The organism is Pollutimonas subterranea (assembly GCF_002849655.1).
GTDB lineage: Bacteria > Pseudomonadota > Gammaproteobacteria > Burkholderiales > Burkholderiaceae_B > Pollutimonas > Pollutimonas subterranea.
In genome coordinates, this window is record NZ_PDNW01000025.1 from 20,158 (window position 1) to 41,809 (window position 21,652).

The 21,652-nt window shown below is 56.6% G+C and carries 21 protein-coding genes, 1 tRNA gene and 1 pseudogene; 18 read left to right on the plus strand and 5 right to left on the minus strand.

The features are described from left to right. Nucleotides 1-132: 132 nt before the first annotated feature. Genes pbpG through CR159_RS19535 form a run of 3 tightly spaced genes read left to right on the plus strand, consistent with a single transcriptional unit; the run spans nt 133 to nt 2,555 of the window. Nucleotides 133-1,221: a D-alanyl-D-alanine endopeptidase gene (gene pbpG, locus CR159_RS19525; protein ID WP_102075628.1), complete on the plus strand. Its 1,089-nt coding sequence runs from the start codon at nt 133-135 to the stop codon at nt 1,219-1,221. A gap of 27 nt (nt 1,222-1,248) precedes the next feature. Then, the gene (locus CR159_RS19530) at nt 1,249-2,052 is read left to right on the plus strand and encodes an NRDE family protein (RefSeq protein WP_102075629.1); all 804 of its coding nucleotides are present in this window, start codon (nt 1,249-1,251) and stop codon (nt 2,050-2,052) included. A gap of 32 nt (nt 2,053-2,084) precedes the next feature. Next, nucleotides 2,085-2,555 carry a carboxypeptidase-like regulatory domain-containing protein gene (locus CR159_RS19535; RefSeq protein WP_233208415.1) on the plus strand — a complete coding sequence of 157 codons (471 nt, stop codon included), beginning with the start codon at nt 2,085-2,087 and terminating at the stop codon, nt 2,553-2,555. Here the strand turns inward: CR159_RS19535 and ypfH are convergent. Then, entirely contained in the window at nt 2,552-3,310 is a 759-nt protein-coding gene (gene ypfH / locus CR159_RS19540; protein ID WP_102075648.1) for an esterase, read from the minus strand. The genes CR159_RS19535 and ypfH overlap by 4 nt on opposite strands. 144 nt (nt 3,311-3,454) lie before the next feature. Here ypfH and CR159_RS19545 point away from each other — a divergent pair, with 144 nt between their 5' ends. Beyond that, nucleotides 3,455-3,913 carry a GatB/YqeY domain-containing protein gene (locus CR159_RS19545; RefSeq protein ID WP_102075630.1) on the plus strand — a complete coding sequence of 153 codons (459 nt, stop codon included), beginning with the start codon at nt 3,455-3,457 and terminating at the stop codon, nt 3,911-3,913. A gap of 13 nt (nt 3,914-3,926) precedes the next feature. On the opposite strand, the gene CR159_RS19550 is transcribed toward CR159_RS19545, so the two are convergent. Continuing rightward, nucleotides 3,927-4,328, minus strand: a complete 402-nt coding sequence (locus tag CR159_RS19550) for a BPTD_2524 family lipoprotein (protein WP_143705486.1) — start codon at nt 4,326-4,328, stop codon at nt 3,927-3,929. Nucleotides 4,329-4,455: 127 nt separating this feature from the next. Then, a complete protein-coding gene (locus tag CR159_RS19555) occupies nt 4,456-5,541 on the minus strand; it encodes an alkene reductase (RefSeq protein WP_102075632.1) in 1,086 nt (361 codons plus the stop codon). Nucleotides 5,542-5,717: 176 nt separating this feature from the next. Here CR159_RS19555 and CR159_RS19560 point away from each other — a divergent pair, with 176 nt between their 5' ends. The 3 genes from CR159_RS19560 to CR159_RS19570 all read left to right on the plus strand — a co-directional run bounded on the left by CR159_RS19560 (nt 5,718) and on the right by CR159_RS19570 (nt 7,950). Further along, nucleotides 5,718-6,371, plus strand: a complete 654-nt coding sequence (locus CR159_RS19560) for a potassium channel family protein (RefSeq protein ID WP_102075633.1) — start codon at nt 5,718-5,720, stop codon at nt 6,369-6,371. A gap of 30 nt (nt 6,372-6,401) precedes the next feature. After that, complete coding sequence (locus tag CR159_RS19565; protein ID WP_233208416.1) at nt 6,402-7,742, plus strand: TrkH family potassium uptake protein; 1,341 nt, start codon at nt 6,402-6,404, stop codon at nt 7,740-7,742. 131 nt (nt 7,743-7,873) lie between these two features. Then, a tRNA-Pro gene (locus CR159_RS19570) sits at nt 7,874-7,950 on the plus strand. A gap of 120 nt (nt 7,951-8,070) precedes the next feature. Here CR159_RS19570 and CR159_RS19575 read toward each other — a convergent pair. Then, nucleotides 8,071-8,241: pseudogene (locus CR159_RS19575) on the minus strand (transposase); the annotation flags it as partial. A 60-nt stretch (nt 8,242-8,301) separates the two neighbouring features. Here CR159_RS19575 and acuR point away from each other — a divergent pair. Further along, the gene (acuR, locus tag CR159_RS19580; RefSeq protein WP_102075635.1) at nt 8,302-8,937 is read left to right on the plus strand and encodes an acrylate utilization transcriptional regulator AcuR; all 636 of its coding nucleotides are present in this window, start codon (nt 8,302-8,304) and stop codon (nt 8,935-8,937) included. Between the two features lie 79 nt (nt 8,938-9,016). Continuing rightward, entirely contained in the window at nt 9,017-10,003 is a 987-nt protein-coding gene (gene acuI / locus CR159_RS19585) for an acrylyl-CoA reductase (NADPH) (RefSeq protein WP_102075636.1), read from the plus strand. Nucleotides 10,004-10,017: 14 nt separating this feature from the next. Here acuI and CR159_RS21445 read toward each other — a convergent pair whose 3' ends face one another. After that, nucleotides 10,018-10,269, minus strand: a complete 252-nt coding sequence (locus CR159_RS21445; protein WP_143705487.1) for a hypothetical protein — start codon at nt 10,267-10,269, stop codon at nt 10,018-10,020. A gap of 234 nt (nt 10,270-10,503) precedes the next feature. On the opposite strand from CR159_RS21445, the gene CR159_RS19590 reads away from it, so the two are divergent. The 9 genes from CR159_RS19590 (at nt 10,504) to CR159_RS19630 (ending at nt 21,429) form a co-directional block, all read left to right on the plus strand. Beyond that, nucleotides 10,504-11,490 carry an NAD(P)-dependent oxidoreductase gene (locus CR159_RS19590; protein WP_158238569.1) on the plus strand — a complete coding sequence of 329 codons (987 nt, stop codon included), beginning with the start codon at nt 10,504-10,506 and terminating at the stop codon, nt 11,488-11,490. A gap of 14 nt (nt 11,491-11,504) precedes the next feature. After that, nucleotides 11,505-12,404, plus strand: coding sequence for a LysR family transcriptional regulator (locus CR159_RS19595; RefSeq protein WP_158238570.1), 900 nt, complete (start codon nt 11,505-11,507; stop codon nt 12,402-12,404). A 106-nt stretch (nt 12,405-12,510) separates the two neighbouring features. After that, complete coding sequence (locus CR159_RS19600; protein WP_102075639.1) at nt 12,511-13,491, plus strand: Bug family tripartite tricarboxylate transporter substrate binding protein; 981 nt, start codon at nt 12,511-12,513, stop codon at nt 13,489-13,491. A 66-nt stretch (nt 13,492-13,557) separates the two neighbouring features. Next, nucleotides 13,558-14,742 (plus strand): mandelate racemase/muconate lactonizing enzyme family protein, encoded by a 1,185-nt coding sequence (locus CR159_RS19605; RefSeq protein WP_102075640.1) that lies wholly within the window; start codon nt 13,558-13,560, stop codon nt 14,740-14,742. A gap of 106 nt (nt 14,743-14,848) precedes the next feature. Then, the gene (locus tag CR159_RS19610) at nt 14,849-15,574 is read left to right on the plus strand and encodes an enoyl-CoA hydratase/isomerase family protein (RefSeq protein WP_233208417.1); all 726 of its coding nucleotides are present in this window, start codon (nt 14,849-14,851) and stop codon (nt 15,572-15,574) included. Between the two features lie 40 nt (nt 15,575-15,614). Then, nucleotides 15,615-17,759: an acetate--CoA ligase family protein gene (locus tag CR159_RS19615; RefSeq protein ID WP_102075642.1), complete on the plus strand. Its 2,145-nt coding sequence runs from the start codon at nt 15,615-15,617 to the stop codon at nt 17,757-17,759. Nucleotides 17,760-17,840: 81 nt separating this feature from the next. Further along, nucleotides 17,841-19,007, plus strand: a complete 1,167-nt coding sequence (locus CR159_RS19620) for a mandelate racemase/muconate lactonizing enzyme family protein (protein ID WP_102075643.1) — start codon at nt 17,841-17,843, stop codon at nt 19,005-19,007. Nucleotides 19,008-19,274: 267 nt separating this feature from the next. Further along, nucleotides 19,275-20,255, plus strand: a complete 981-nt coding sequence (locus CR159_RS19625) for a Bug family tripartite tricarboxylate transporter substrate binding protein (RefSeq protein WP_102075644.1) — start codon at nt 19,275-19,277, stop codon at nt 20,253-20,255. A gap of 25 nt (nt 20,256-20,280) precedes the next feature. Continuing rightward, nucleotides 20,281-21,429 (plus strand): mandelate racemase/muconate lactonizing enzyme family protein, encoded by a 1,149-nt coding sequence (locus tag CR159_RS19630; protein ID WP_102075645.1) that lies wholly within the window; start codon nt 20,281-20,283, stop codon nt 21,427-21,429. Nucleotides 21,430-21,652: the final 223 nt, after the last annotated feature.

A 21,652-nucleotide genomic window follows, 5' to 3' on the forward strand; every position in this document is an offset into this window, starting at 1 on the left:
GCTTATCCCTTCGTTCAGTGCTGTTTTTTTACAGACTTAAAAAAAAACTTAACAGAGTCTTGTAACGTACTAATTATTTGAGGGTTTTTCTGATACTATCGCTTCAATCGACACTAAACTGAAGCGCCAGCCATGCTCCTGATCCGGAATTCCCTTACACGTCGTGTTCCCCTATTGGCATCCCTGCCCCTGACCTTGCTCCTGCTAACGGCCACGTCGGCAAGCGCCCAGGCGACTGCAAGCGGTAAAGAGCAAAACATCCAGCTAGTGGCGTACAGCGCCGAGCAGACTGCGGCCCTGAACGGCGCACTCATAAAGACGCGCATCGCACCTCGGCGCAACTTGCAGCCCGTGGCTTATCAGCCTGTAGCGGGTGCCGCCTCTAAAATACGAGTGGGATTACGCAATGCGACGGACGGCATGATAGCCGTTCCCGAGGTACAACAGCAAATCGAATCACTGGGTAGCCGGGCCGTGCTGAGTTCGGAAGTCGCCTTTGCCCAGGACCTGGAAAGCTCTACCGTTTTGTTTGACAAGAATGCCGACGAGGTCCGCCCTATTGCGTCAATTTCCAAGTTGATGACGGCCTTGATCATTGCCGAATCCGACTTACCCATGAATCAGATGATGCAGATCACTGATGCAGACGTCGACCGCATGCGTTATTCCCGTTCGCGTTTATCGGTGGGTACCGAACTTAGCCGCGCCGATATGCTGCATCTTGCCCTGATGTCATCAGAAAATCGCGCCGCCCACGCGCTGGGCCGCTATTACCCGGGCGGCATGCCCGCATTTGTCCGGGCCATGAACGACAAGGCGCGCGCGCTGGGCATGCGCAAGACCCGTTTTGTCGAGCCCACCGGCCTGTCCAGCGAAAACGTATCGACGCCGCGCGACCTGGTCAAGCTTTTGCAGGCCACCAGCAAGCAGGCGTTGATTCAGCGCTATACCACGGACGACAAGTACAAAATCGAAGTGGCTCGCGGCCGGCAACTGGTCTACAACAATACCAATCGCCTGGTGGGAAAATCCGACTGGGACATCAAAGTTTCCAAGACGGGCTTCATTAACGAAGCCGGCGAATGCCTTGTCATGCTTGCACGGATCGACAATCGCGACGTAGCCATCGTCTTGCTCAATTCAACCGGGCGCTCCCGTATCGGCGATGCTGTCCGTCTACGCACGGTCGTGGAAAAAGCCAGCAATGTGGCGATGCTGTAGTACCGGTCAGAACATCGCGCTTCCACCATGTGCTTAGCCTACCTGGCCATCGCGGCGCATCCGGACTGGCCGCTGTTCATTGCCGCCAACCGCGACGAGTTCCACGATCGTCCATGCCTGCCGGCCGCTCCATGGCATGATTTTCCGGACGTCATTGCCGGTATAGATTGCAAGGCGCTGGGAACATGGCTGGGTATCACGCGACAAGGTAAATTCGCCTTGCTGACAAATTATCGCGACCCCTCGTCCGTCGTGGCCGGCGCGCCGTCGCGTGGAGACTTGGCAAGTCGATACCTGGTCGGCAATGAATCGCCGCAAGCCTATGCATGCGACGCGCACCATAAGGCCGCGTCCTACAACGGATTCAATTTGATCGTAGGAGACCTTTCCGCCGCCTTCTATGTGGGAAACCGTGCAGGACAAAACGCGCCACATAACTTGGTACCGGGGCGCTATATCATTTCGAATCATTTGCTCAACACGGCATGGCCCAAGGCCGAGCGATTGCGGCTGGCCCTGGATCAGTATCCGTTCGAGGACCTGGACCGAACCCTGAACCCCGTACTCGACCTCTTGAAAGACAATACGCGGGCCGATGATCACGCCCTGCCCCAAACCGGCCTGACCCTGGAGCGCGAACGCCTGCTCAGCAGCCCCTTCATTGTCAGCCCCGATTATGGGACACGCTGCTCGACGGTCATTGCCGTACACGCCAGCGGCCGTGCGATTCTCAGCGAGATCAGTTACGACCCTTCCGGCGCCCCCAAAGAGCGCCACGACTGGCCTTTCCAAATCGACAGCTCGTCGCTGTCCCACGTGCAGGCACGCTAGAATAAAGCAACGTCAATTTAGGAGATAGCACCATGTCTCGCATCCGCCTGCCCATACTATTTTCGCGAACCGCCCTGAAACATGCTTTGGCTGCAACGGCGCTTGCCTGCGCAAGTGTGGGCACTCAAGCGCACGCGGAACTTCCTCCGATACAGAACCAGGGGGGCATCGAATACGTAAGCGGGGGCTTCGGACAAGACGAATCCACCGCCTTCAAGCAAGCCATGCCGCAATTCCCCTTGGCAATGACGTTTTCCAGTCGATCTGATGGGGCCGCGGCTTACGCCGCGGATGTACAGGTGGTTATCCGCGACGAGAACGATGCGAATGTGCTGAATGTGGCGTCGGAAGGGCCATTTCTTCTGGTTAAACTGCCGCCGGGTAAATATCGGGTCTTTGCCACGTACGACAACAAGACCCAAGAGCGCCAAATAAACGTAGAAGCAAGCGACAGCACCCGCTTGACCTTCGCATGGGAGCGACCCGCCTCCGGTCCGGATTAATGCAGCGTCCTGCCTGAACAATCCGGGTGCGTATTATTTTGCGCGTCTTGCGCAGCCTGCTGTTGCAACAATGCCAGTGCGGCCTGCCAGTTACGCAAAGGCACGCAAGTTTGCAGGCGAACAATGGCCTGCTGGATCAAGGCCTCGTGGAGTTCGTGCCCCAGATCTGACGCGACATCCAGGGTTGCATCACCCTGCAGTTCGTCCAGCTGCGCCAGCGTAGCGGCTATATCGTCGGCCAATACCTGCGTATCGTCAGCCCCGTGAAAAAAATGCAGGAGCGTCGCCGGCGGTGCCGTTTCGAACGGGCCGGCATAAAGGCCGGAAAACGCCAGAACCCGTCCCGCCAGGTCAGGCTGAGCCAGCGAGGCTTCCAGCGCCATGCTGGCCCCTTGAGAAAACCCCGCCAGGGCCGTCTCTTCACCCGTGAGTCCGTACTTGACCTGCAAAGCTTTGACCTGTTCGATAAGTTCAGGCAGCACCTGCCTGACTTGACTGGCGTAGTTCTCGTCGTGCTGGTGGTCTGCCGCCACCCACGAATAAAGCATGGGCGACCCCTCTGCACTTGCAGCATGTGCGTAGGCAAAGGGCAAGACCACGACCGCCAGAGGAAATGCCGACTTGATCGCTTTCGCCAGCGGAAACAATTGCTCGGGGCTGGATGCTTCACCATGCAGCAAGACAAAAAGCAGACGTGGCTCACCCTGCTTGGGCACAAATATATACGGTTGAGGGTGATCTGATTTCATGGTCATGACGATAGTGATTTCAACGGCTTCGGGAAGTCTTGAAAAATTGTACGTCAAAAGTCAATATGCCTGCGGGCTCACGTCATCCCGATTCCACGCCATTGCTCCTGCCCATACTGCTAAAATAAATTCTTTGTCCGGGATTTCATCATGAGCAAAATGCTCAAGCCTCAACTTGCCGACGCGGTCAAGAACGCCATGCGCGCCAAAGATGCGCCTCGCCTGGGTACCTTGCGTTTCCTGCAAGCCGCCATCAAGCAAAAAGAAGTCGATGAGCGCCGCGAACTGGACGACACCGAAGTCATTGCCATCATAGAGAAACAGGTCAAGCAACGCCGCGAGTCCATTTCGGCGTTCGAACAGGCAGGCCGCACTGAAACGGCCGAGCAGGAAAAAGCCGAGCTTACGGTTTTGCAGGAATTCCTGCCGCAGGCGGCCAGTGTTGAAGAAGTCGACGCCACCATCGCCTCCGCCATTGCCGAAGTCAAGGACCAGGGCATTACCGGCGGCCCTGCAATGGGAAAAGTCATGGCCATCGTCAAGGCCGAGCTTGCCGGGCGCGCCGACATGACCGCGGTGTCGGCACAGGTGAAGGCCCATCTTATGTAAGGCTATATCGGCCTTACTTATATGCCACGCATACCGACGTATCCATGCGGATTGAATGACGCATGGCCTCCAGCGCGTCCTGGTCCCAGGGGCTGCGCCCCCACACCGTGTGCGTCACCTGGGTGTTCTTGTCATCGATCGCCTTGATCTCGGTGCGCGCGACTTCAATGTCACCCAGGTGGCTGCGTACGGCCACCTGGCCCGTTTGCAGCGCGGGATCAACCTGCGCGTAGACGTCGTACTGTTTCTTGGCAGTCAAGCATTCGGCCGCCTGGTTTTGCGCACGCAGATACACCGTCTGGTAACTGCGCGGAACCGAATAGGAAATGCTGGGAGAATTGCCGTCGGGCTGTATGCCCAGGGCGCAGCCAGCGAGCAATACAGCCGCACCCATACTGATCACTAAAGTTTTCACTCTGCCTCCCTGCCTGCGCCTTTGATGAATCGCCACGCTTGGTGAGCCTATGCAACACCGAGACGATTTCACAAAGGTAGCACGGCGCCCGTGATCCGTGAATGTTTTATTGTCGCTGCCGAGGCAACTATGTGCAGGTTTCGTTCAAGGCTATGCTTTCCATACTGAAGGCCGGATAATCGATATACCCTTTAGGTCCATCGGCGTAGAAGGTGCTGGGGTCACAAGGATTAAGCGCGACGCCCGTCTTCAACCGTGCAACGAGGTCCGGATTGGCAATGTAGGTCTTGCCGAATGCCACCGCATCGGCCCGTCCCTGCTCAATCGCCCTTTGGGCTGTCGACAGATCGTACTGTTCATTGACGATCACCGGTCCACCGAACAAACGCTTGATGTCGGCAGTAAGGCTATCGTCGCCCAACGATTCACGGGTGAAAATAAACGCAATCGCACGCCGTCCGAGTTCCTGCGCCACATGGGCGAACAAGGCTTGCGGGTTCGAATCCGAGACGGAATGCGCGCCGCCGCGTGGCGACAAATGCACGCCTACCCTACCCGCGCCCCATATTCCTGCGCACTCGTCCACGATATCAAGAAGAAGCCGCGACCGATTCTCGATAGAGCCGCCATATTGGTCGTTTCTTTTATTGGTGCCGTCCTGGAGAAATTGGTCGATCAGATAGCCGTTTGCCGCATGGATCTCGACCCCATCGAAATCCGCGTCCCGTGCATTGCGGGCCGCCTCGGCGAAATCAGCCACAATGCCCGGGATCTCTTCGGTATGCAAAGCGCGCGGTACGGCGTAGGCGCGCTTCGGACGCACCAGGCTGACGTGGCCTTCGCATGCAATGGCGCTGGGAGCCACGGGTATCCCGCCATTCAGGAATTCAGGATCCGAAACGCGGCCCACATGCCATAATTGCAAGAATATTTTCCCGCCTTTGGCATGCACAGCCTGTGTGATTTTTTTCCAACCCGCGACCTGTGCGCTACACCAGATGCCTGGCGTATTGCGGTAGCCGACACCCTGGGGTGAAACCGATGTTGCTTCTGAAAGAATGAGCCCGGCCGACGCGCGCTGACAGTAATAAGTACGCATTAAATCGTTGGGAATGCGTCCTTCGGCAGCACGCGTACGTGTCAATGGCGCCATTACTATCCGATTGCGTAATGCGACTGCACCCAGTTGAATGGGGTCAAACAAACTAGCCATGTTTTGTGTACCACTATTTAAATCGAGGTTAACCCTAGCCCCCTAGTTTGCACCCTAAGTGCAAAATCTGCAGGTATGCACGTAACTTCATAAGGGTTTTTACCAGATTTTGCGTTAAGCTACCATCCCGAGCCGGTCAAGGCGGCTACCCCCGGGGCTTCAAGAAGGAACATCATATGGGACAATTTGCCGTCATCGGCCTAGGACGGTTCGGATCCGCCGCATCACTGGAACTCATGAAGATGGGGCATTCGGTATTGGGCGTAGATACCAACGGAAAACTCGTCGACAAGTATGCCGATGAACTGACCCATGCAGTAATCGCCGATGTCACCGACCCCGGGGCGCTGGAGGAACTAGGGCTGGATAACTACGACGTCGTCCTGGTGGCTATCGGCGAAGACATACAGGCAAGCCTGCTTTGTGTCGTCCACCTGAAGTCGCTGGGAATTCAGACCCTTTGGGTAAAAGCCTCATCACACGCCCAGCACCTGATTTTAAGTAAATTGGGTGTAGCGCGCATCGTGCATCCCGAAGAGGAAATGGGTATACGCGTGGCCCAGGCGCTGAGCTACCCAATGGTGAATGATTATATTTCCATTGGCAATGGGGAATTTGTCGTCGAAATCGACGTCAGCGAGCGCCTGAGCGGTGTTCCGCTAAGCCAGGTGCTTGATGGCGAGCCCGATTCAATACACGTATTGCTCATCAAGCGCAAAACGCAGATCACCGTACATCCTCCCAGCGACTTCACCTTGCAGGCCAAAGACATACTGGTCATGCTGGGACAGCTCGCCACGCTCAAGAACATCGCCCCAAAGCTTGCCTGAGCCATGCGTAATTGGGACCCCTTATACAGCTTGCAATCATACCGACGGGTCAGGCGCACTGGCCTATTGCGGGCCAGCCCTCCGATCGTGCTGGCCGCCGGATTCCTGTGCCTGATTCTTCTCGGAACGCTGCTGCTTTGGTTGCCGATATCGGGCCTAGGCCCGATAAGCCTGTTCCAGGCTTTTTTTATGGCCACTTCGGCGGTAACCGTAACGGGATTGACCATCATCGACCCCGCCGTGGCGCTTAGCCAGTTTGGGCAGATCGTGTTGATCACGCTGGTACAGCTAGGCGGACTAGGCTTCGTGACCTTCGCCGTGATTTCCGCCATCACGCTGGGGCACAGAATGAGTCTTCAACACCAGGCGCTGGCGTTGGTGGCATTCAATCAGACCAGTGTCTCGAAGATACGAGGTACAGCCTTCCTGGTATTCAAAACGTCGATTGCCATTGAAGCGATTGCCGCCGTCGTCCTTACACTATGGTGGTGGCGCGACCTTCCTTTGCTCACCGCCTCCTATCGTGCCGTTTTTCACACCATTGCAGCATTCAACAACGCAGGCTTTTCATTGTTTTCGTCAAGCCTGGCTCAATTCGTTGATGACCCTGTTACCGTACTCACCATCTCGTCGCTGATCATCCTTGGCGGCATCGGCTTTCCCGTGCTTGGCGATATAGGCAACAAGAAGCGTTGGGTAACGCTATTGCCCTACACCAAAGTCATTCTGCTTGGCACGCTGACCTTGAATCTTGTCGGTTTTGTTTCCATCTGGCTGCTGGAATCGAATAATGCGGGGACCTTGGGAGCCTTGTCCCTGCCTGGACAAGCACTCGCCGCATGGATGCAAAGCGTAACCTCCCGCACAGCAGGTTTCACGACGATCGACATTACCCAGTTGCACGACACCTCCACCCTGCTCATTATTATGTTGATGTTCATCGGTGGCGGCTCTTTGAGCACGGCGAGCGGAATCAAAATAGGCACCTTCATAGTGCTTCTTGCCGCTGTGTATTCCTATATCTTCCACAAGAAGGAAGTGGTCCTGCTGAAGAGGTCGATTTCGCCCGACACGGTGCAGAAATCACTTGCCCTTGTACTCGTCACGGGCGCGCTGGCATTTGGCAGCGTTCTACTGATGACGATCTTTGAAAAAGCGCCGTTTATCAGCATTCTGTTTGAAGTCGTATCAGCGTTGAGCACAACCGGCATGAGCCGCGACCTAACCCCTCATCTGTCACTGCCAAGCCAGGCATTGCTGACTGTCCTGATGTTTGTGGGACGGCTCGGACCTTTGACCCTCGTCTATAGTCTGGCTACTCGCAAACGCAGCCGGGTACGCTACCCCGAAGCGGATTTTCAAGTGGGCTGATGGCTCTTGAGATGGGCGTTGCAGCTGATGGCCGTCGCGGCGGTAACTATGTAAAATTTGTGCTAGAATTCTGTCTCTCGTTGATCGGCTTTAACTGTCAACGATTGCTTGGATGCTCAACATCCAGGTTTCGGGGCGTAGCGCAGCCTGGTAGCGCACTTGCATGGGGTGCAAGGGGTCGAAGGTTCGAATCCTTCCGTTCCGACCAATAATATCTCAGGAAGATTAAGGACTTACAGGTTTACCGCTTGTAAGTCCTTTTCCTTTTCCTCTCCCGTTCTGATCATTAATCGCCGGCTCTTCCCCATTATCGGGGAATGGGCATTCATCACACTCGGCTAATCACATCATTCCGACCGCACGGGGCCAAGACCCTCATGCAGTAATCTTCAAAGTTCCCGGGTCCAACCGCCCTGCGCGAGATCATTTTTATTTTTGTGTGGAACCCTTCGGTAATTCCGTTGCATTTGGAGAACCGCCACATCCCGACAATAGGCTCGTGGCATATAGGAAAAGCTTAAAACTTGAATTAAAAAGACGATCGGTCTATTATTCAATCATGACAACACCTACCGCCCAGCCAAGACGCCGCGGACGCCCCCCCAACGTAAGCGAACTGCACATGGAAACCCGGCAGTCGCTCATCCGTTACGGCACCGAAGTGCTCACCGAGCAAGGCTTCGACAGCACCGGCATCGACCAGATCCTCAAGCACTTGAAAATACCTAAGGGTTCGTTCTACCACTATTTTTCCAGCAAAGAAGCGTTCGGCCTCGCCGTCATTGACAGCTATGCCGAGTACTTTGGGTGCAAGCTGGACCGCTGGTTACTGGACCGCAACTTGGCCCCGTTGGCGCGTCTGGCCGGCTTCATCGACGACGCACGCCACGGCATGATCAGGCACGAATTTCGACGCGGGTGCCTCATCGGTAATTTAAGCCAGGAATTCGGCGCTGCTCACGAAACCTTTGCCACACGCCTGGAAAACACCTTCAAGGACTGGCAGCATCGGCTGGCACTTTGCCTGGACGAGGCAAAGAGCAGCGGCGAGATGAATAGCGCCGCCAATACCGACCAGCTTGCCGCTTTCTTTTGGATAGGCTGGGAAGGCGCGGTAATGCGCTCGCGGCTAATACGTAGCGATGCGCCGCTGCTACTGTTTTCCCAAATGTTCTTCAGCAGCTTGCCTAAGTAGGCATTTCAACAATGTTTGCCGAATCAGGCATATTTTTTTGTGTATTACTAGACGATCTGTCTATAAATAGGAAGACATTATGTTCAACGCTATTCTGGTCGAAAACGACGATGCAGGTTATCGCGCCTCGCTAAAGCAGGTGGACGAGGCGGAACTGCCCGAGGGCGACGTTCTCGTTCAGGTGCAGTACTCCACCCTCAATTACAAGGACGCGCTGGCCATCACCGGAAAGTCTCCGGTCGTGCGTAAGTTTCCCATGGTGCCCGGGATAGATTTTGTCGGTACGGTCGAACAAAGTGCGCACATAGACTTCAAGGCAGGTGACAAGGTCATATTGAATGGCTGGGGCGTGGGCGAGACTCACTGGGGCGGCTTGGCACAGAAAGCACGCGTCAAAGCCGACTGGCTGATTCCCGTCCCTGACGGCATGGAGCCCGCTCACGCCATGGCGATCGGCACGGCTGGCTATACGGCCATGCTTTGCATCATGGCGCTGGAACGCCACGGCGTAACGCCGGACACCGGCGATATCCTCGTTACCGGCGCAGCCGGCGGCGTAGGCAGCGTTGCAGTGACGGTCTTGGCGAAGCTTGGCTATCGAGTCGTGGCATCCACTGGCCGCCCTGAAGAGGCCGATTATCTGCGTGCGTTAGGCGCCAGTGAAGTCATCGACCGCAATACGCTAAGTGAAGCAGGCAAGCCCCTAGCCAAGGAGCGCTGGGCCGGTGCCGTAGATTCGGTCGGCAGCCATACGCTCGCCAATGTGTGTGCCGGTATGCGTTATCGGGGCGTGGTCGCCGCTTGCGGTCTCGCGCAAGGCATGGATTTCCCATCCAGTGTCGCGCCGTTCATCTTGCGCTCGGTTATCTTGGCCGGCATCGACAGCTCGCATTGCCCTGTGCCAGAACGCAAGGAAGCATGGCGCCGTCTGACCACCGGACTGGACATCGAAAAACTGGACCAGATTAATACCAGCGCGATCCGGCTAAGCGACGTGATTGGTAAATCGCAAGAATTGCTGAACGGGAAAGTTCGCGGTCGTATCGTTGTCGACGTAAACAAATAGATAGTGCCCGGCGCCTATGGCGCCGTCTGCGTCTTGTGCACGCCAGTCGGATCGGCAAGCATAAGACGCAATTCGATATCCAGCTCGACGGCCTTCACGCCGCTTTCCAGAAAGCAGTTGGCGAGTACTGGCCTGCCTGGTAATGCGGGCGCTTTTTCACCGACTCGACGTCCAGCAAGACGTCGACCGTAAGGCGCTCGGTGCTCGATGCGAAGACGGCGACACCCAGGCGCCCCGCCTCCGATAGCGCGAGTATTGCTTGTCATATATAGCGAATTTCTTGCCAACGACTATTGAGGTGTATCGAGAAAACGAACACGCATTCTAAATTACATACAGCGTGATCTTTTCATCAACATGCGATATCCAATTGGTTGCCAAAGCAGCCAATTGGCTGTAAGGTCGTTGTCAGCCAAAACAAGATCTGCCGACGCCCGCCTCCCCGGGGGGCGGGGGGGCGAGTAAGATACCCCCTCAAGAAAACAAGGATGGAGACCACGGTGGACGCACCAGTTGTACTGCTTACCGATCCAATCGCGCCTAGCGCCGTCGCGCGAATGGCGCAGCGGGCTAACGTCGTCGTTGCGCCCAACAACACGCCCAGCGCCTTGATAGCGGCCGCAATCGACGCTGACATCATCGTCGTTCGAACGCCCCTTCCGCCCCAGATCTTCGGACACGCCGCCAAGCTAAGGGGCGTTATTCGACATGGCGCCGGCATCGATATGATTCCAGTAGAGGTGGCTACCGCCCATCGTGTGGCCGTCGCCAATGTGCCGGGCGCCAACGCCGTAAGTGTGGCGGAATACGCCTTGGGACAAATGATGAACCTTGCCCATCGCCTAAATGAAGCCGACCGCACGCTGCGCACCCAAGGTTGGGCAGCTACACGCGCCTTATGTGAAAAAAAAATCGAAGTGGCCGGAAGAACCTTGGGCATCGTGGGCACGGGCCGTATCGGCAAAGCTCTAGCCCATATGGCGCACCACGGTCTAGGAATGAAAGTTACGGGGTTTCACCCCAGCATGTCACCGATATCTAACTACATTGAGATGCTTCCTTTAGAAGATCTCTTCACGCGGGCGGATTTCATTGTGCTAGCCTGCCCCTTGAACGCATCTACCCGGGGCATGGTGAACGCGGCGCTAATAACTAAGATGAAAGTCGATGCCGTACTCATCAATGTGTCACGCGGGCCTGTGCTGGACGAAGTGGCGTTGATACAAGCTTTAAGCACAGGCCAAATCCGGGGCGCCGCGCTGGACGTCTTCGACGTCCAGCCCTTACCCGCCGAATCGCCGTTGTTGCGCATGGATAGTGTCATACTCTCCAGCCACATGGCCGGTCTTACACAAGATACGCTAGAGCGCATCGGCGATAAGGTCGCCGACCAAGCCTTGCAGTTATTAGACGGTAAGCTGCCCCAGCATTTATGCAATGTGGAGATGCGGGCGGATCTCCAGGCCAGATTGCAGGAATTCGCGTAGAGGCGATGGCGCCGATGAAGTTCAGCCTCAGAAACCTGGAACTCGTATTGCTGGTTGCGGAATACAGTTCGGTGACCCGCGCCGCACAACTCTTGGGCACCACGCAATCCTTCGTCAGCAAGCAAATCGTTCGGCTGGAGGAAGACTGGGGCGACCGTCTATTTGAACGCACGGGCCGAGGCATGCGGCTGACAAGCTTCGGCGAGACCATCTTACCTCAAGTTAGAGCCCTGCTAGCCCAAGCGCAACAGCTGAACAATTCCATCACCGAGAATGCGGGCGTGCCCGCCGGAAATGTACGGGTAGGGGTGGTGCCGTCCATGTCGCCGCGACTGCTGCCAAGGTTGGTCGCGGACATTCAACAGTGTGCGCCCGCCGTGCGACTGATGGTGCTGGAGAGCTTTACCGGTGTGTTAGAGGAGAAACTTACCACAGGTGAGTTGGATGTGGCCGTGATGAACCGCTACCAAGCCAAACGCGACCACGAAGATGTCTTGGGCTATGTCGACACCATGCTCATCGGTAAGCCGGGCTCGCCTGTATTGGCGGAAACGGACGTCAAATTTGAACGTATCCACCGCTTGCCGCTGGTCGTGCCGCCTTTGCCAGACGGCATGCGCGTATTCTTGAATCGCGAAGCCGATGCACAGCATATTGAGATTAATATCCGCCTGGAAATAAACACCATTTCGGCCTTGACACGTATCGCGGCAAGCGGGCAAGCCTTTACCTTCCTGCCCTTGCTGGCCGTGAGTGATGAAGTGCGTAGCGGCAAGCTAGCTGCCTCGCGCATCGTGGAGCCAGAGATGGTTCGTACGATTTCGCTGGGCTTGAACCAGCACCAGCCGCTATCACGGGCGGCGCGTTTGGTGGCGCATCGCGTCCGCGAGCTGATGAGCGAGCTATTGGAATAACTGGTATGACCATTTAGTCCATTGTTGTGGCCTCGTCGTATTCCTATAATCGGTCGAGCCGCCTCATTTGGGGCGCATACATATAACAACATCGAGGAGACGCTCCATGAAGAAAATGGCTAAATTGCCGTTCTTGTTATCGATGGCGGTCGCTGCCATCGCCATATCGCCGGCACACGCTAACACCGACTACCCCAAGAAGCCCATACAGATTATCGTGCCCTTCTCGGCCGGCGGCGCAACTGACATGCTGGCGCGCACCATCGGTCAGAAATTGACAGAGCGTTGGGGCCAAACCGTTATTGTCGAGAACCGCCCGGGTGCGGGTGGCAATATCGGCGCAGCGGCGGGTGCCCGCGCCGCGCCGGATGGCTACACACTAACGTTAACAGCGGCCGGCATCTCCGCCGTTAACCCCCATGTCTATAAAAACCTTCCTTACGATTCCATAACCAGCTTCGCGCCAGTGACGCAACTCGTCGCCGCACCGTTATTGCTAGCGGTGCACCCCTCCGTCAACATCGACACCGCGCAAAAGTGGCTGGAAGAGGTAAGGGCGAATCCGGGAAAATATACTGTGGCGAATGGTGGGGTGGGCACCGCCCAGCACTTGGGTGCCGAGTATCTGGACATGGAAGCGACGATGAAATCTTTGCACGTGCCGTATAGCGGCAGCGCGCCCGCTACATCCGACGTGCTGGGTGGGCAAACCCATGCCATTCTGGACAACATGGTGACGCTCGTTCCACATATCGAAAGCGGCAAGCTTAAGCCCTTGGCAGTTACCTCTACGGATCGCGCGGAGAACCTGCCGAATGTCCCCACATTCTCGGAATCTGGCCTGCCCGGCTTTCAGACGGGCACCTGGTATGGCGTGGTGGCCCCTGCCGGCACCCCACCCGATATAGTGAAAAAACTGCAAGTTGAAATCGCCGATATTCTTCAAGCGCCAGAGCTGCGCCAATCTCTGATTAAGCTAGGCCTGGTGCCAGTGGGCAACACCCCTGAAGAGTTCGCCGAGCATATCCGCAGCGAACGCGAAAAGATGGGCAAGATCGTCAAGGCCGCCAATATTCAGATGAATTAAGCGCGCGAGCTTCACGTCTCGATGCGTGGGCGCGGGCCCACGCACTTTCCCATTCAAGGAGTATCGATGTTAATAGCGTCAGCGCAGCCTAGTCGCATGGTGAATTGCGATCTGAAAATCACGAATATCGAAGCCTTCCCCGTTTCCTATCCCCTGCCCGAGGGGGACAGCGTCACCTTGGGAATCGGCCGCGCGGTGAAACGCGATGCGGTCGTGGTGAAGGTCACGACCGCCGACGGCATCGTCGGCTACGGCGAATCGCATCATGGCCGCTCGGTCATCGCCATTGCCACGCTGGTTAACACCACTTTGCGGCATTTGGTGTGCGGCATGGATGCCAGCGACGTCGTGGGCGTATGGGCGCACATCTATAAAATGCAACTGGGTAGCCACGGCATGGGCGCCGCCACCAGCATGGCCATGAGCGGCATAGACATGGCGCTTTGGGATATACGCGGTAAGGCGGTGGGCTGGCCTTTATGGAAATTGTTGGGCGGCCAACGTAAGGGGATTCGCGCGTATGCCGGTGGGGTGGCCTTAGGCTATCAATCACCAGAAACCTTGGTAGAAGAAGCGCGCCCCCTAGTGGAACAAGGCTACCGGGCGCTAAAAGTACGCGTGGGGGATACAGTGAAGCACGACACTGAACGTGTTTCCGCCATACGCGAAGCCTTTGATGACCAACTCACCATCCTCACCGACGCCAACTGCGGATACACAGTACAGGATGCCTTGGATGTAATGCCCGTCTTGGACGCCAATCGGGTGCAATGGCTGGAAGAGCCCTTCCCCGCCCATGATTACCGCAGCTATCAAGAAGCCCGTGGGTTTGGGCGCGTTCGTTTCGCGGCAGGCGAAAACCATTACACCCGATTCGAATTCAATCATCTCTTGAACGAAGCGGCCGTGAGTTATTGGCAGCCCGACTTATCCAAGTGCGGGGGCATTACGGAAGCCTTGCGTATCGCTGCCATGGCCTCCGCACACAAGATTACGATCAACCCGCATAGCGCGATGTCCGGCATCAATATGGCCGCCACGATCCATTTTCTGTCGGCCATTGAGAACCCCGGCTATTTCGAAGCCGATGCCGCGAAAACCAATTTTTTGCGCGACCGTTTGGTGAAAACGCCCTACCAAGTCGACGCAAAAGGCGAGGTTTGGGCGCTAGACCGCCCGGGCATAGGCGTAGAGGTCGACGAGGATTTCATCAAGGCTTATCCGGCAACTGACGGCCCGGCCTATATCTAATTAAACCAACAAATGCGCGGGATCTCGGCTTACACGGCCGTCGCCGCGCGCATAGACGAGGCAAACAATGGGTGGCAATACGGTGCAAGTGGGTCGGATAGGATGTGTGACTGTCATTACGCTGAATCGACCCGAGCGTATGAATGCAGTCAACCAAGAACTGCGCAGCGCGCTGATCACGGCCATGCAAGTGGCCGAAGCGGACCCTACCATACGGGCCGTGGTGTTGGCTGGCGCAGGGGGCAAGGCATTTTGCGCGGGCCAAGATTTAACCGAGTCCGCCGCCATGCAGTGGCAGGATCTCGTGCGCTGGCTGAACGCCCAGCGGGACATGTATCAGTCCGTCCGCGATTTGAATAAGCCCTGTATTGCCGCGATGAATGGCGTGGCCGCCGGGGCCGGCTTTCAGATTGCTCTTTGCGCCGATCTACGAATCATTGCGCCCACCACCCGTATCGGGCAGCCGGAAGTGAAAGCCGGCTTGGCAAGTATCGTGGGCTCTTATCTCATGACCTTGCATGTCAGTCACACGCACAATGTGGCGATGTCGCTCGGCGGGGAGTTGATTACGGGCGAGCGCGCCTACGAGATCGGCTTGGTGACCGAACTGGCCGAGCCCGATGCCGTGTTAAGCCGGGCCATCGAAGTTGCAGCAGGCTACGCGCAGCTACCCGCCACCGCACTGCGGGTGTCCAAACAGCGCTTCCGGGAAATGACGCAAGCCGGCTTTGACGAGGCCGTAATGGCGGGCATTCGCGCGCAGCTAGAGTGCTATGCCGATGGCGACCCGCAGCGCGCAGCCGCCGCCTTTCTCGAACGTAAGCGTCCCTAAAGGGCCACCTTCAACCGCCTTCAACCGGATATCTGCTGCCATGATTGCACCACAAAAGAGCTTATTAACACTACTTACCGAACCAGCATCCATTGCCGTTATTGGGGCCTCCGACGACAAGAATAAAGTGGGCGGACGACCGGTGGATTATCTGCAACGTTTCGGTTATCCCGGCAGAATCTACCCCATCAACCCCGGCCGCGAGCGCGTACAAGGCTTGCCCGCCTATGCCAGCTTGGCGCAACTGCCTGAAACGCCCGACATGGCCATTATCGCCCTAGCCGGCCCTGCGGTGTCCGCCAGCATTGAAGCGTGTGCGGAAAAAGGCGTGGGGGTGGCGGTAATCATGAGTTCGGGCTTTGCCGAAGCGGGCGACGAAGGGAAAGAAGCGCAGCGACGCCTGATGGAAATCGCCGCACGCGCAGGCATGCGGCTGATCGGCCCCAATTCCCAAGGCACTGCGGATTTCCACCGCGGCGCGGTTGCCAACTTCAGCACCATGTTCAAGCAGCTTCCCCCACAGGACGGCCCTGTGGCCGTGATTAGCCAAAGCGGCGCCACCAGCGCCGCTTTATACACCCTGCTACGTGAACAGCACATTGGCGTGCGCTACGTCATGGCCACTGGGAACGAAGCCGATGTCACCGTATCCGAGCTTGCCTACGCATCGCTAGAAGACTCCGCCTTGAAAGTGCTAGTGCTGTACATGGAAAGCATTAAAGACCCAGAGATGTTGGTCAAGGCAGCTGCACTGGCCCGCGAACGCGGCGTTCCTATCATTGCCATCAAAGCGGGCAGCAGTGAGAAAGGGGCCATCGCCGCGCAATCACATACCGGTGCACTCTCTGGAGAAGACGATGTCATCGACGTCTTTTTGCGCCAGCATGGCATTTGGCGCGCCTCGGATCTAAACGAAATCGCGCAGGCCCTGCCCTTATACCTTAAGGGATTGACGCACATCGGGCGCAAGCTGGTCGTTATCAGTAATAGCGGCTCATCCTGTGTGATGTCTGCCGACCTTGCCGATACGCTTGCCTTGCCGATGGCAGAGTTAAGCACCGCTACGCAAAGTGGCGTGGCCGCCGCCTTGGCCAGCTATGCCACCAGTAAGAATCCCATTGATCTGACTGCGGCATTGATGGGCAACAGCGCCCTATTGAAGCAGGTGTTTGAGGCGCTGAAACAGGACGACGAAGCTCAGACACTACTGGTGAGCCTGCCCGTTGCGGGGGAAGGATACGACTTGGATCTCATGGCCGAGCATATCGCTGCGTTCGAAGTAGAATCCCAACGGCTGGTGATGGTATCCAGCACCTTGGAATCCATCTTGGCGCCCTTCCGTCGCCAAGGAATCGCCACCTTCAAGGGGGAACCGCAAGCGTTGCGCGCCATGGATCAAATCACCCGCCATCGCGCGCTGTTGCGGCGCGAGCCCGCCCACACGCAAGAGGCCCCCTTGATCATCCTGCCCGCTGGCGTCGAGGCCTTTCTGAGCGAAGCCGACAGCCTGACGGCGCTCGCCTCGGCTGGCCTGCCGGTGGTTCCCCATACGGTCTGCAATACGGCCCAGGAAGCCATCGAAGCCTGGAAAACCACAGGCGGCCCGGTAGTTTTGAAAGCCTGCTCAGACAAACTACCACACAAAAGCGAATATGGCTTGGTCTTTTTGAATCTGAATGCAGAAGCCCACATCCTGGCGGCGGCCAAGAAGTGTGAAGAGACGATGCAGAATATGGGTATAACGCCTAGTTACGTGATCTCGCCCATGGAAGTTGGCCGCTGGGAGATGGCGCTAGGCGCAAAGAACGACCCAAACTACGGCCCCGTCATCATGCTAAGCGATGGGGGCAAATACATAGAAAGCATGCCCGACTACTGCCTGCTGATGCCGCCCTTCAGTGTGGAGGACGTTCGACGAGCAATCGCCGGCTTAAGAATCGCCCCTATCTTTGGAGGAGTTAGAGGTGAACCGCCCATCGCCATCGAGCCACTGGCGGATATGGCTATACGCCTGGCCAACCTAATGTTGCGCAACGAGGACGTCATTGCATCAGTCGACCTAAACCCGGTGCTGGTGTGCACCGACAAGATCGTCGTGCTCGATGCCCTGATCGAGCGGCGACATAGACTAATGCCAGGGGCGCGGGCCGCGCGCCATGCTGCGCCAGAACTGCTTACAGATTAAGCCCGGCTGACGTATCCCCTTTTGGACAACCACTTGCCGCTTGCGAACATGCTAGCGGCCCACCTTCCTCCCTATCGCCCTATGAAAATTAAAAGCATCCTCGCCCGTTGGCTACACGTACCCATCCCGCACGAGAAGCAGCACGTCTCCGACTTTGGGCGTGTCGCCTCCTTCGATTCCGTTTTGGTCCGAATAGAAACCGTATCCGGCCTAGTCGGATGGGGTGAAGCTAAAGAAGAAGTGGGCAGCGAAGCGAACTGTCGCGGTCTGGTCGCGCTGATCAACCAAAAATTCGGCCCCCTGCTCGTCGGCGAAGACGCCCAAGACATCAATCGCTTATGGGAAGTGATGTACAACGGGTCCCGGGCGCATTACGCCGTCTCGCAAGGCCATGTGTTTCCCATCATGGGCCGCCGAGGGGTCTCGATAGCTGCCATTAGCGGCATCGATATGGCGTTGTGGGATCTGCTCGGCAAATCCTTGAACGCACCGGTATGGCGCTTGTTGGGCGGCAGAAAGTCCGAACGCATGGCAGCGTATGCGTCAGGCGGATGGGCCGATGCCGAGCATATCGGCGCACAGTTGCAGGGCTATATTGACATCGGCGGCTTCAAGGCCGTCAAAATGCGGGTAGGCGTTATAGACGGCGACCCCATCAATTCCGCTCGCCGCGTCAAGGCGGCGCGCGAGGCCCTGGGGCCGGACGTCGCCCTAGCCTGCGATGCCCATGGCACGTACACCGTGGCCGAAGCCAAGCGGTTTTGCCGGCTGGTAGAAGACTGCAATCTGTTGTGGTTTGAAGAACCGGTAACCGCCGACGATAAACGGGGCTTGGCCGAAGTACGTGCCGCCACCGCCATCCCAATCGCAACCGGAGAAAGCGAGTTCAATCGCTTCGATTTCCGCGACTTGGCAGAACTGCGTGCGGCCGATGTCTTTCAGCCCGATCTCGCCATCTGCGGCGGTATATCCGAAGCGATGCGTATTGGGGCGATTGCCAGCGCCTGGAATATCAAGTTGGCCCCCCATCTTTGGACAGGCGCCTTAGCCTTTGCAGCCGGCATGCATGTCGCCGCCGCATCGCCTGCGGGGTGGATACTGGAGTACTCCGTCGGCGCCAACCCGATGCTGCAAGAGCTCGCAGAAGAACAATTCGCGGTAGAGGACGGAACGATAGAGATTCCGGAAAGGCCGGGTTTAGGCATCACTATCCAGCAAGATTTCGTGGATCGCTACACCGTCGCTTGAACCCCGTGACATTAACACGCGTAATGCTGCTCAAGTGGTGGGATCCACTACAGTTCTTACGAACTCCGTTTAGCGGCTCATGGTGCCGAAACCGTCGATATTCCGTCCGATGTCATGGTCGCTATCAGGCTTCAAGCCGGTATTTCCATGACCTCAGCTCAATCCCATATTAAATTTCAACCGTCGACTATAGACAAGTAGTCCATGCCACCGTAAAATTGGTACTACCAATCTGGTCGTACCAATAAAATTTAACAAGGAGATAATATGTTCCATTCCTTTTCGCGTCGTCTTGGCTGGGTAGCATGTGCCCTTTTATTTAGTGCGGGCGCCGCTTCAGCCAACACAGAAAACTATCCGGCTAAGGCCGTCACCCTAGTAGTGCCTTTCGGCGCGGGGGGCACCACCACCACGTTGGCCCGCTTGATGGCAGAACAGCTGGCTTTAGAAATGGGCCAGCCTTTCGTTGTGGAGAATCGCCCCGGCGCCGGTGGGAACATTGCTTTCGATCATGTCTCTCGTGCTCGGCCCGATGGCTACACCCTGCTTATGGGCCCCATCGGTCTGGCCATCAATCCCGCCATCTACCCTTCCTTGAGCTTTGACCCGCTCAAGGATTTTGCGCCCATCAGCTTATACGGCGGTGTCGCCAACATCTTGGCGGTTAATCCTTCCGTGCCGGCTAAAACCTTGAAAGAACTAATCACTTACGCAAAAGAAAATCCGGGCAAACTGACCCAAGGTTCGAGCGGCAATGGCAGTTCGAGTCACCTGGCTGGTGAAATGCTGCGTGCGCAGACAGGCATCGACTTCATTCACGTTCCCTACAAGGGCGGCGCGCAGGCCATGCAGGACCTGCTAGCTGGACAAATATCCATGCTGTTTGACCAAGTGCCAGCCGTTCTTCCCCATGTCAAAGCAGGTAAGGTGCAGGCACTTGGCGTGTCAACCAAAGAAAGGTCTTCGGGCGCTCCAGATATTCCAACCATTGCAGAGCAAGGTTTACCGAATTTTGAGGTCAATGTCTGGTTCGGATTTCTGGCACCCAATGGCACACCCAGGCCCGTTATCGACAAAATCAACACCAACATGGTGAAAATCCTGAAAAACCCTGACTTCATCGCTCGCATGACGAGCATGGGCGTCGACACGATGCCAAGCACTCCAGAGGAGTTCCAACAGTATCTGGAAGTGGAGACTGCTCGCTGGAGCAAGGTAGCCAAAGATTCGGGCGCCAAACTTGAATAACAACTGCTCTGACAGGAATAACAGCATGAAAATAGACAGTATCACCGCCACGCCACTCTCCTTTCGTTTCCCTGAAGGAAAGGCGGTTGCAATGGGCATTGGCACTGCGCGGAAGCGCGATGTCGTGATAGTGAAGGTTCAAACTTCAGACGGCCTGGTGGGTTATGGCGAATCCCATCCGGGACGCAGTCCGGGCGCGGTGGCAAGCGTCATCAACAATACATTCGGACCACTCCTGCAAGGCATGGATGCCTGCGATGTTTCCGGCGTCTGGGACCTGGCTCACCGTATGCAACTCGCGAGCCACGGCTTGGGTGCAGGCGCTGCGCTTGCGCTCAGTGGCATAGACATGGCGCTGTGGGATATTCGTGCAAAAGCCGCCAACATGCCGCTGTACCGCATGTTGGGCGGTAAGTCCAAACGTGTCCCCGCCTATGCTGGTGGGGTGGCATTAGGCTACCAAGATCCTGAGTATCTGGTCGTGGAAGCGCAGGGTTATGTCGATCAAGGATACCGAGCGATCAAGTTGCGCATCGGCGATACCACCGCCAAAGACATCGCCCGCATTACGGCGGTGCGCGATGCGTTGGGAGACAACATCGCCATACTCGCTGATGCGAATACGGCATACACGCTTGCTGATGTCCGCCAAATTATGCCTGCCCTCGCGGAGTTGAAGGTCGGCTGGCTTGAGGAGCCTTTTCCCTGCAATGATTTTGCATCGTATCGCCTCGCGGCACAAATCAACCCCCTGGTCCCCATTGCAGCTGGCGAAAATCACTACACACGGTACGAGTTCGCAAGACTCATCGAGGATCGCGCTGTGGTGATTTTTCAGCCTGACCTTTCAAAAACTGGCGGCGTCACCGAGGCTATGCGTATTGCCGCGCTCGCGTCCGCGTGGCGCATACCGATTAATCCCCATAGCTCCGCGGGCGGAATAAACCTTGCAAGCACGATTCATTTTTTGGCTGCCATAGACAACGGCGGCTATTTTGAGGCATGCGTGTCCCAGGTCAATCCACTACGAGACATGTTCGGATCAGCCTTCGAGATCGGAAAGGACGGTTGTGTGGAGCCACTAGAAACACCAGGAATCGGGTTGGAAATCGACGAAAGTATATTCGCGTCGTTCCCTTTAATCGACGGCCTTGGTTTTGACGAGAAAACGTAATGCTTCGGCCTGACATCACCACTAGCCATCCTTTCATCGCATATTGCCGGATTACCCGTGATAGCTTGGATCGCATCGGGTGGTCTGTGGCACAACGGTAATCCCCCCATTTTCAGCAGTGAGCGGCAGTAGAATCAGTTAAATATTTACTGGCTAGTTTCTGTCTTGGAGTGATGCCGCCCAGTGCCATGTTGGGTCGTTCGTTGTTGTAAGTCCAGAGCCA

What these genes read in the sequence shown, in the direction of transcription:
- CR159_RS19560 (WP_102075633.1), top strand. Translation starts at nt 5,718, where the DNA reads ATGGGACAATTTGCCGTCATCGGCCTAGGACGGTTCGGATCCGCCGCA.
- CR159_RS21445 (WP_143705487.1), bottom strand. Translation starts at nt 10,269, where the DNA reads ATGACAAGCAATACTCGCGCTATCGGAGGCGGGGCGCCTGGGTGTCGC.
- CR159_RS19630 (WP_102075645.1), top strand. Translation starts at nt 20,281, where the DNA reads ATGAAAATAGACAGTATCACCGCCACGCCACTCTCCTTTCGTTTCCCT.
- CR159_RS19595 (WP_158238570.1), top strand. Translation starts at nt 11,505, where the DNA reads ATGAAGTTCAGCCTCAGAAACCTGGAACTCGTATTGCTGGTTGCGGAA.
- acuI (WP_102075636.1), top strand. Translation starts at nt 9,017, where the DNA reads ATGTTCAACGCTATTCTGGTCGAAAACGACGATGCAGGTTATCGCGCC.
- CR159_RS19615 (WP_102075642.1), top strand. Translation starts at nt 15,615, where the DNA reads ATGATTGCACCACAAAAGAGCTTATTAACACTACTTACCGAACCAGCA.
- CR159_RS19555 (WP_102075632.1), bottom strand. Translation starts at nt 5,541, where the DNA reads ATGGCTAGTTTGTTTGACCCCATTCAACTGGGTGCAGTCGCATTACGC.
- CR159_RS19620 (WP_102075643.1), top strand. Translation starts at nt 17,841, where the DNA reads ATGAAAATTAAAAGCATCCTCGCCCGTTGGCTACACGTACCCATCCCG.
- CR159_RS19530 (WP_102075629.1), top strand. Translation starts at nt 1,249, where the DNA reads ATGTGCTTAGCCTACCTGGCCATCGCGGCGCATCCGGACTGGCCGCTG.
- ypfH (WP_102075648.1), bottom strand. Translation starts at nt 3,310, where the DNA reads ATGACCATGAAATCAGATCACCCTCAACCGTATATATTTGTGCCCAAG.
- CR159_RS19545 (WP_102075630.1), top strand. Translation starts at nt 3,455, where the DNA reads ATGAGCAAAATGCTCAAGCCTCAACTTGCCGACGCGGTCAAGAACGCC.
- CR159_RS19605 (WP_102075640.1), top strand. Translation starts at nt 13,558, where the DNA reads ATGTTAATAGCGTCAGCGCAGCCTAGTCGCATGGTGAATTGCGATCTG.
- CR159_RS19535 (WP_233208415.1), top strand. Translation starts at nt 2,085, where the DNA reads ATGTCTCGCATCCGCCTGCCCATACTATTTTCGCGAACCGCCCTGAAA.
- CR159_RS19625 (WP_102075644.1), top strand. Translation starts at nt 19,275, where the DNA reads ATGTTCCATTCCTTTTCGCGTCGTCTTGGCTGGGTAGCATGTGCCCTT.
- acuR (WP_102075635.1), top strand. Translation starts at nt 8,302, where the DNA reads ATGACAACACCTACCGCCCAGCCAAGACGCCGCGGACGCCCCCCCAAC.
- CR159_RS19600 (WP_102075639.1), top strand. Translation starts at nt 12,511, where the DNA reads ATGAAGAAAATGGCTAAATTGCCGTTCTTGTTATCGATGGCGGTCGCT.
- pbpG (WP_102075628.1), top strand. Translation starts at nt 133, where the DNA reads ATGCTCCTGATCCGGAATTCCCTTACACGTCGTGTTCCCCTATTGGCA.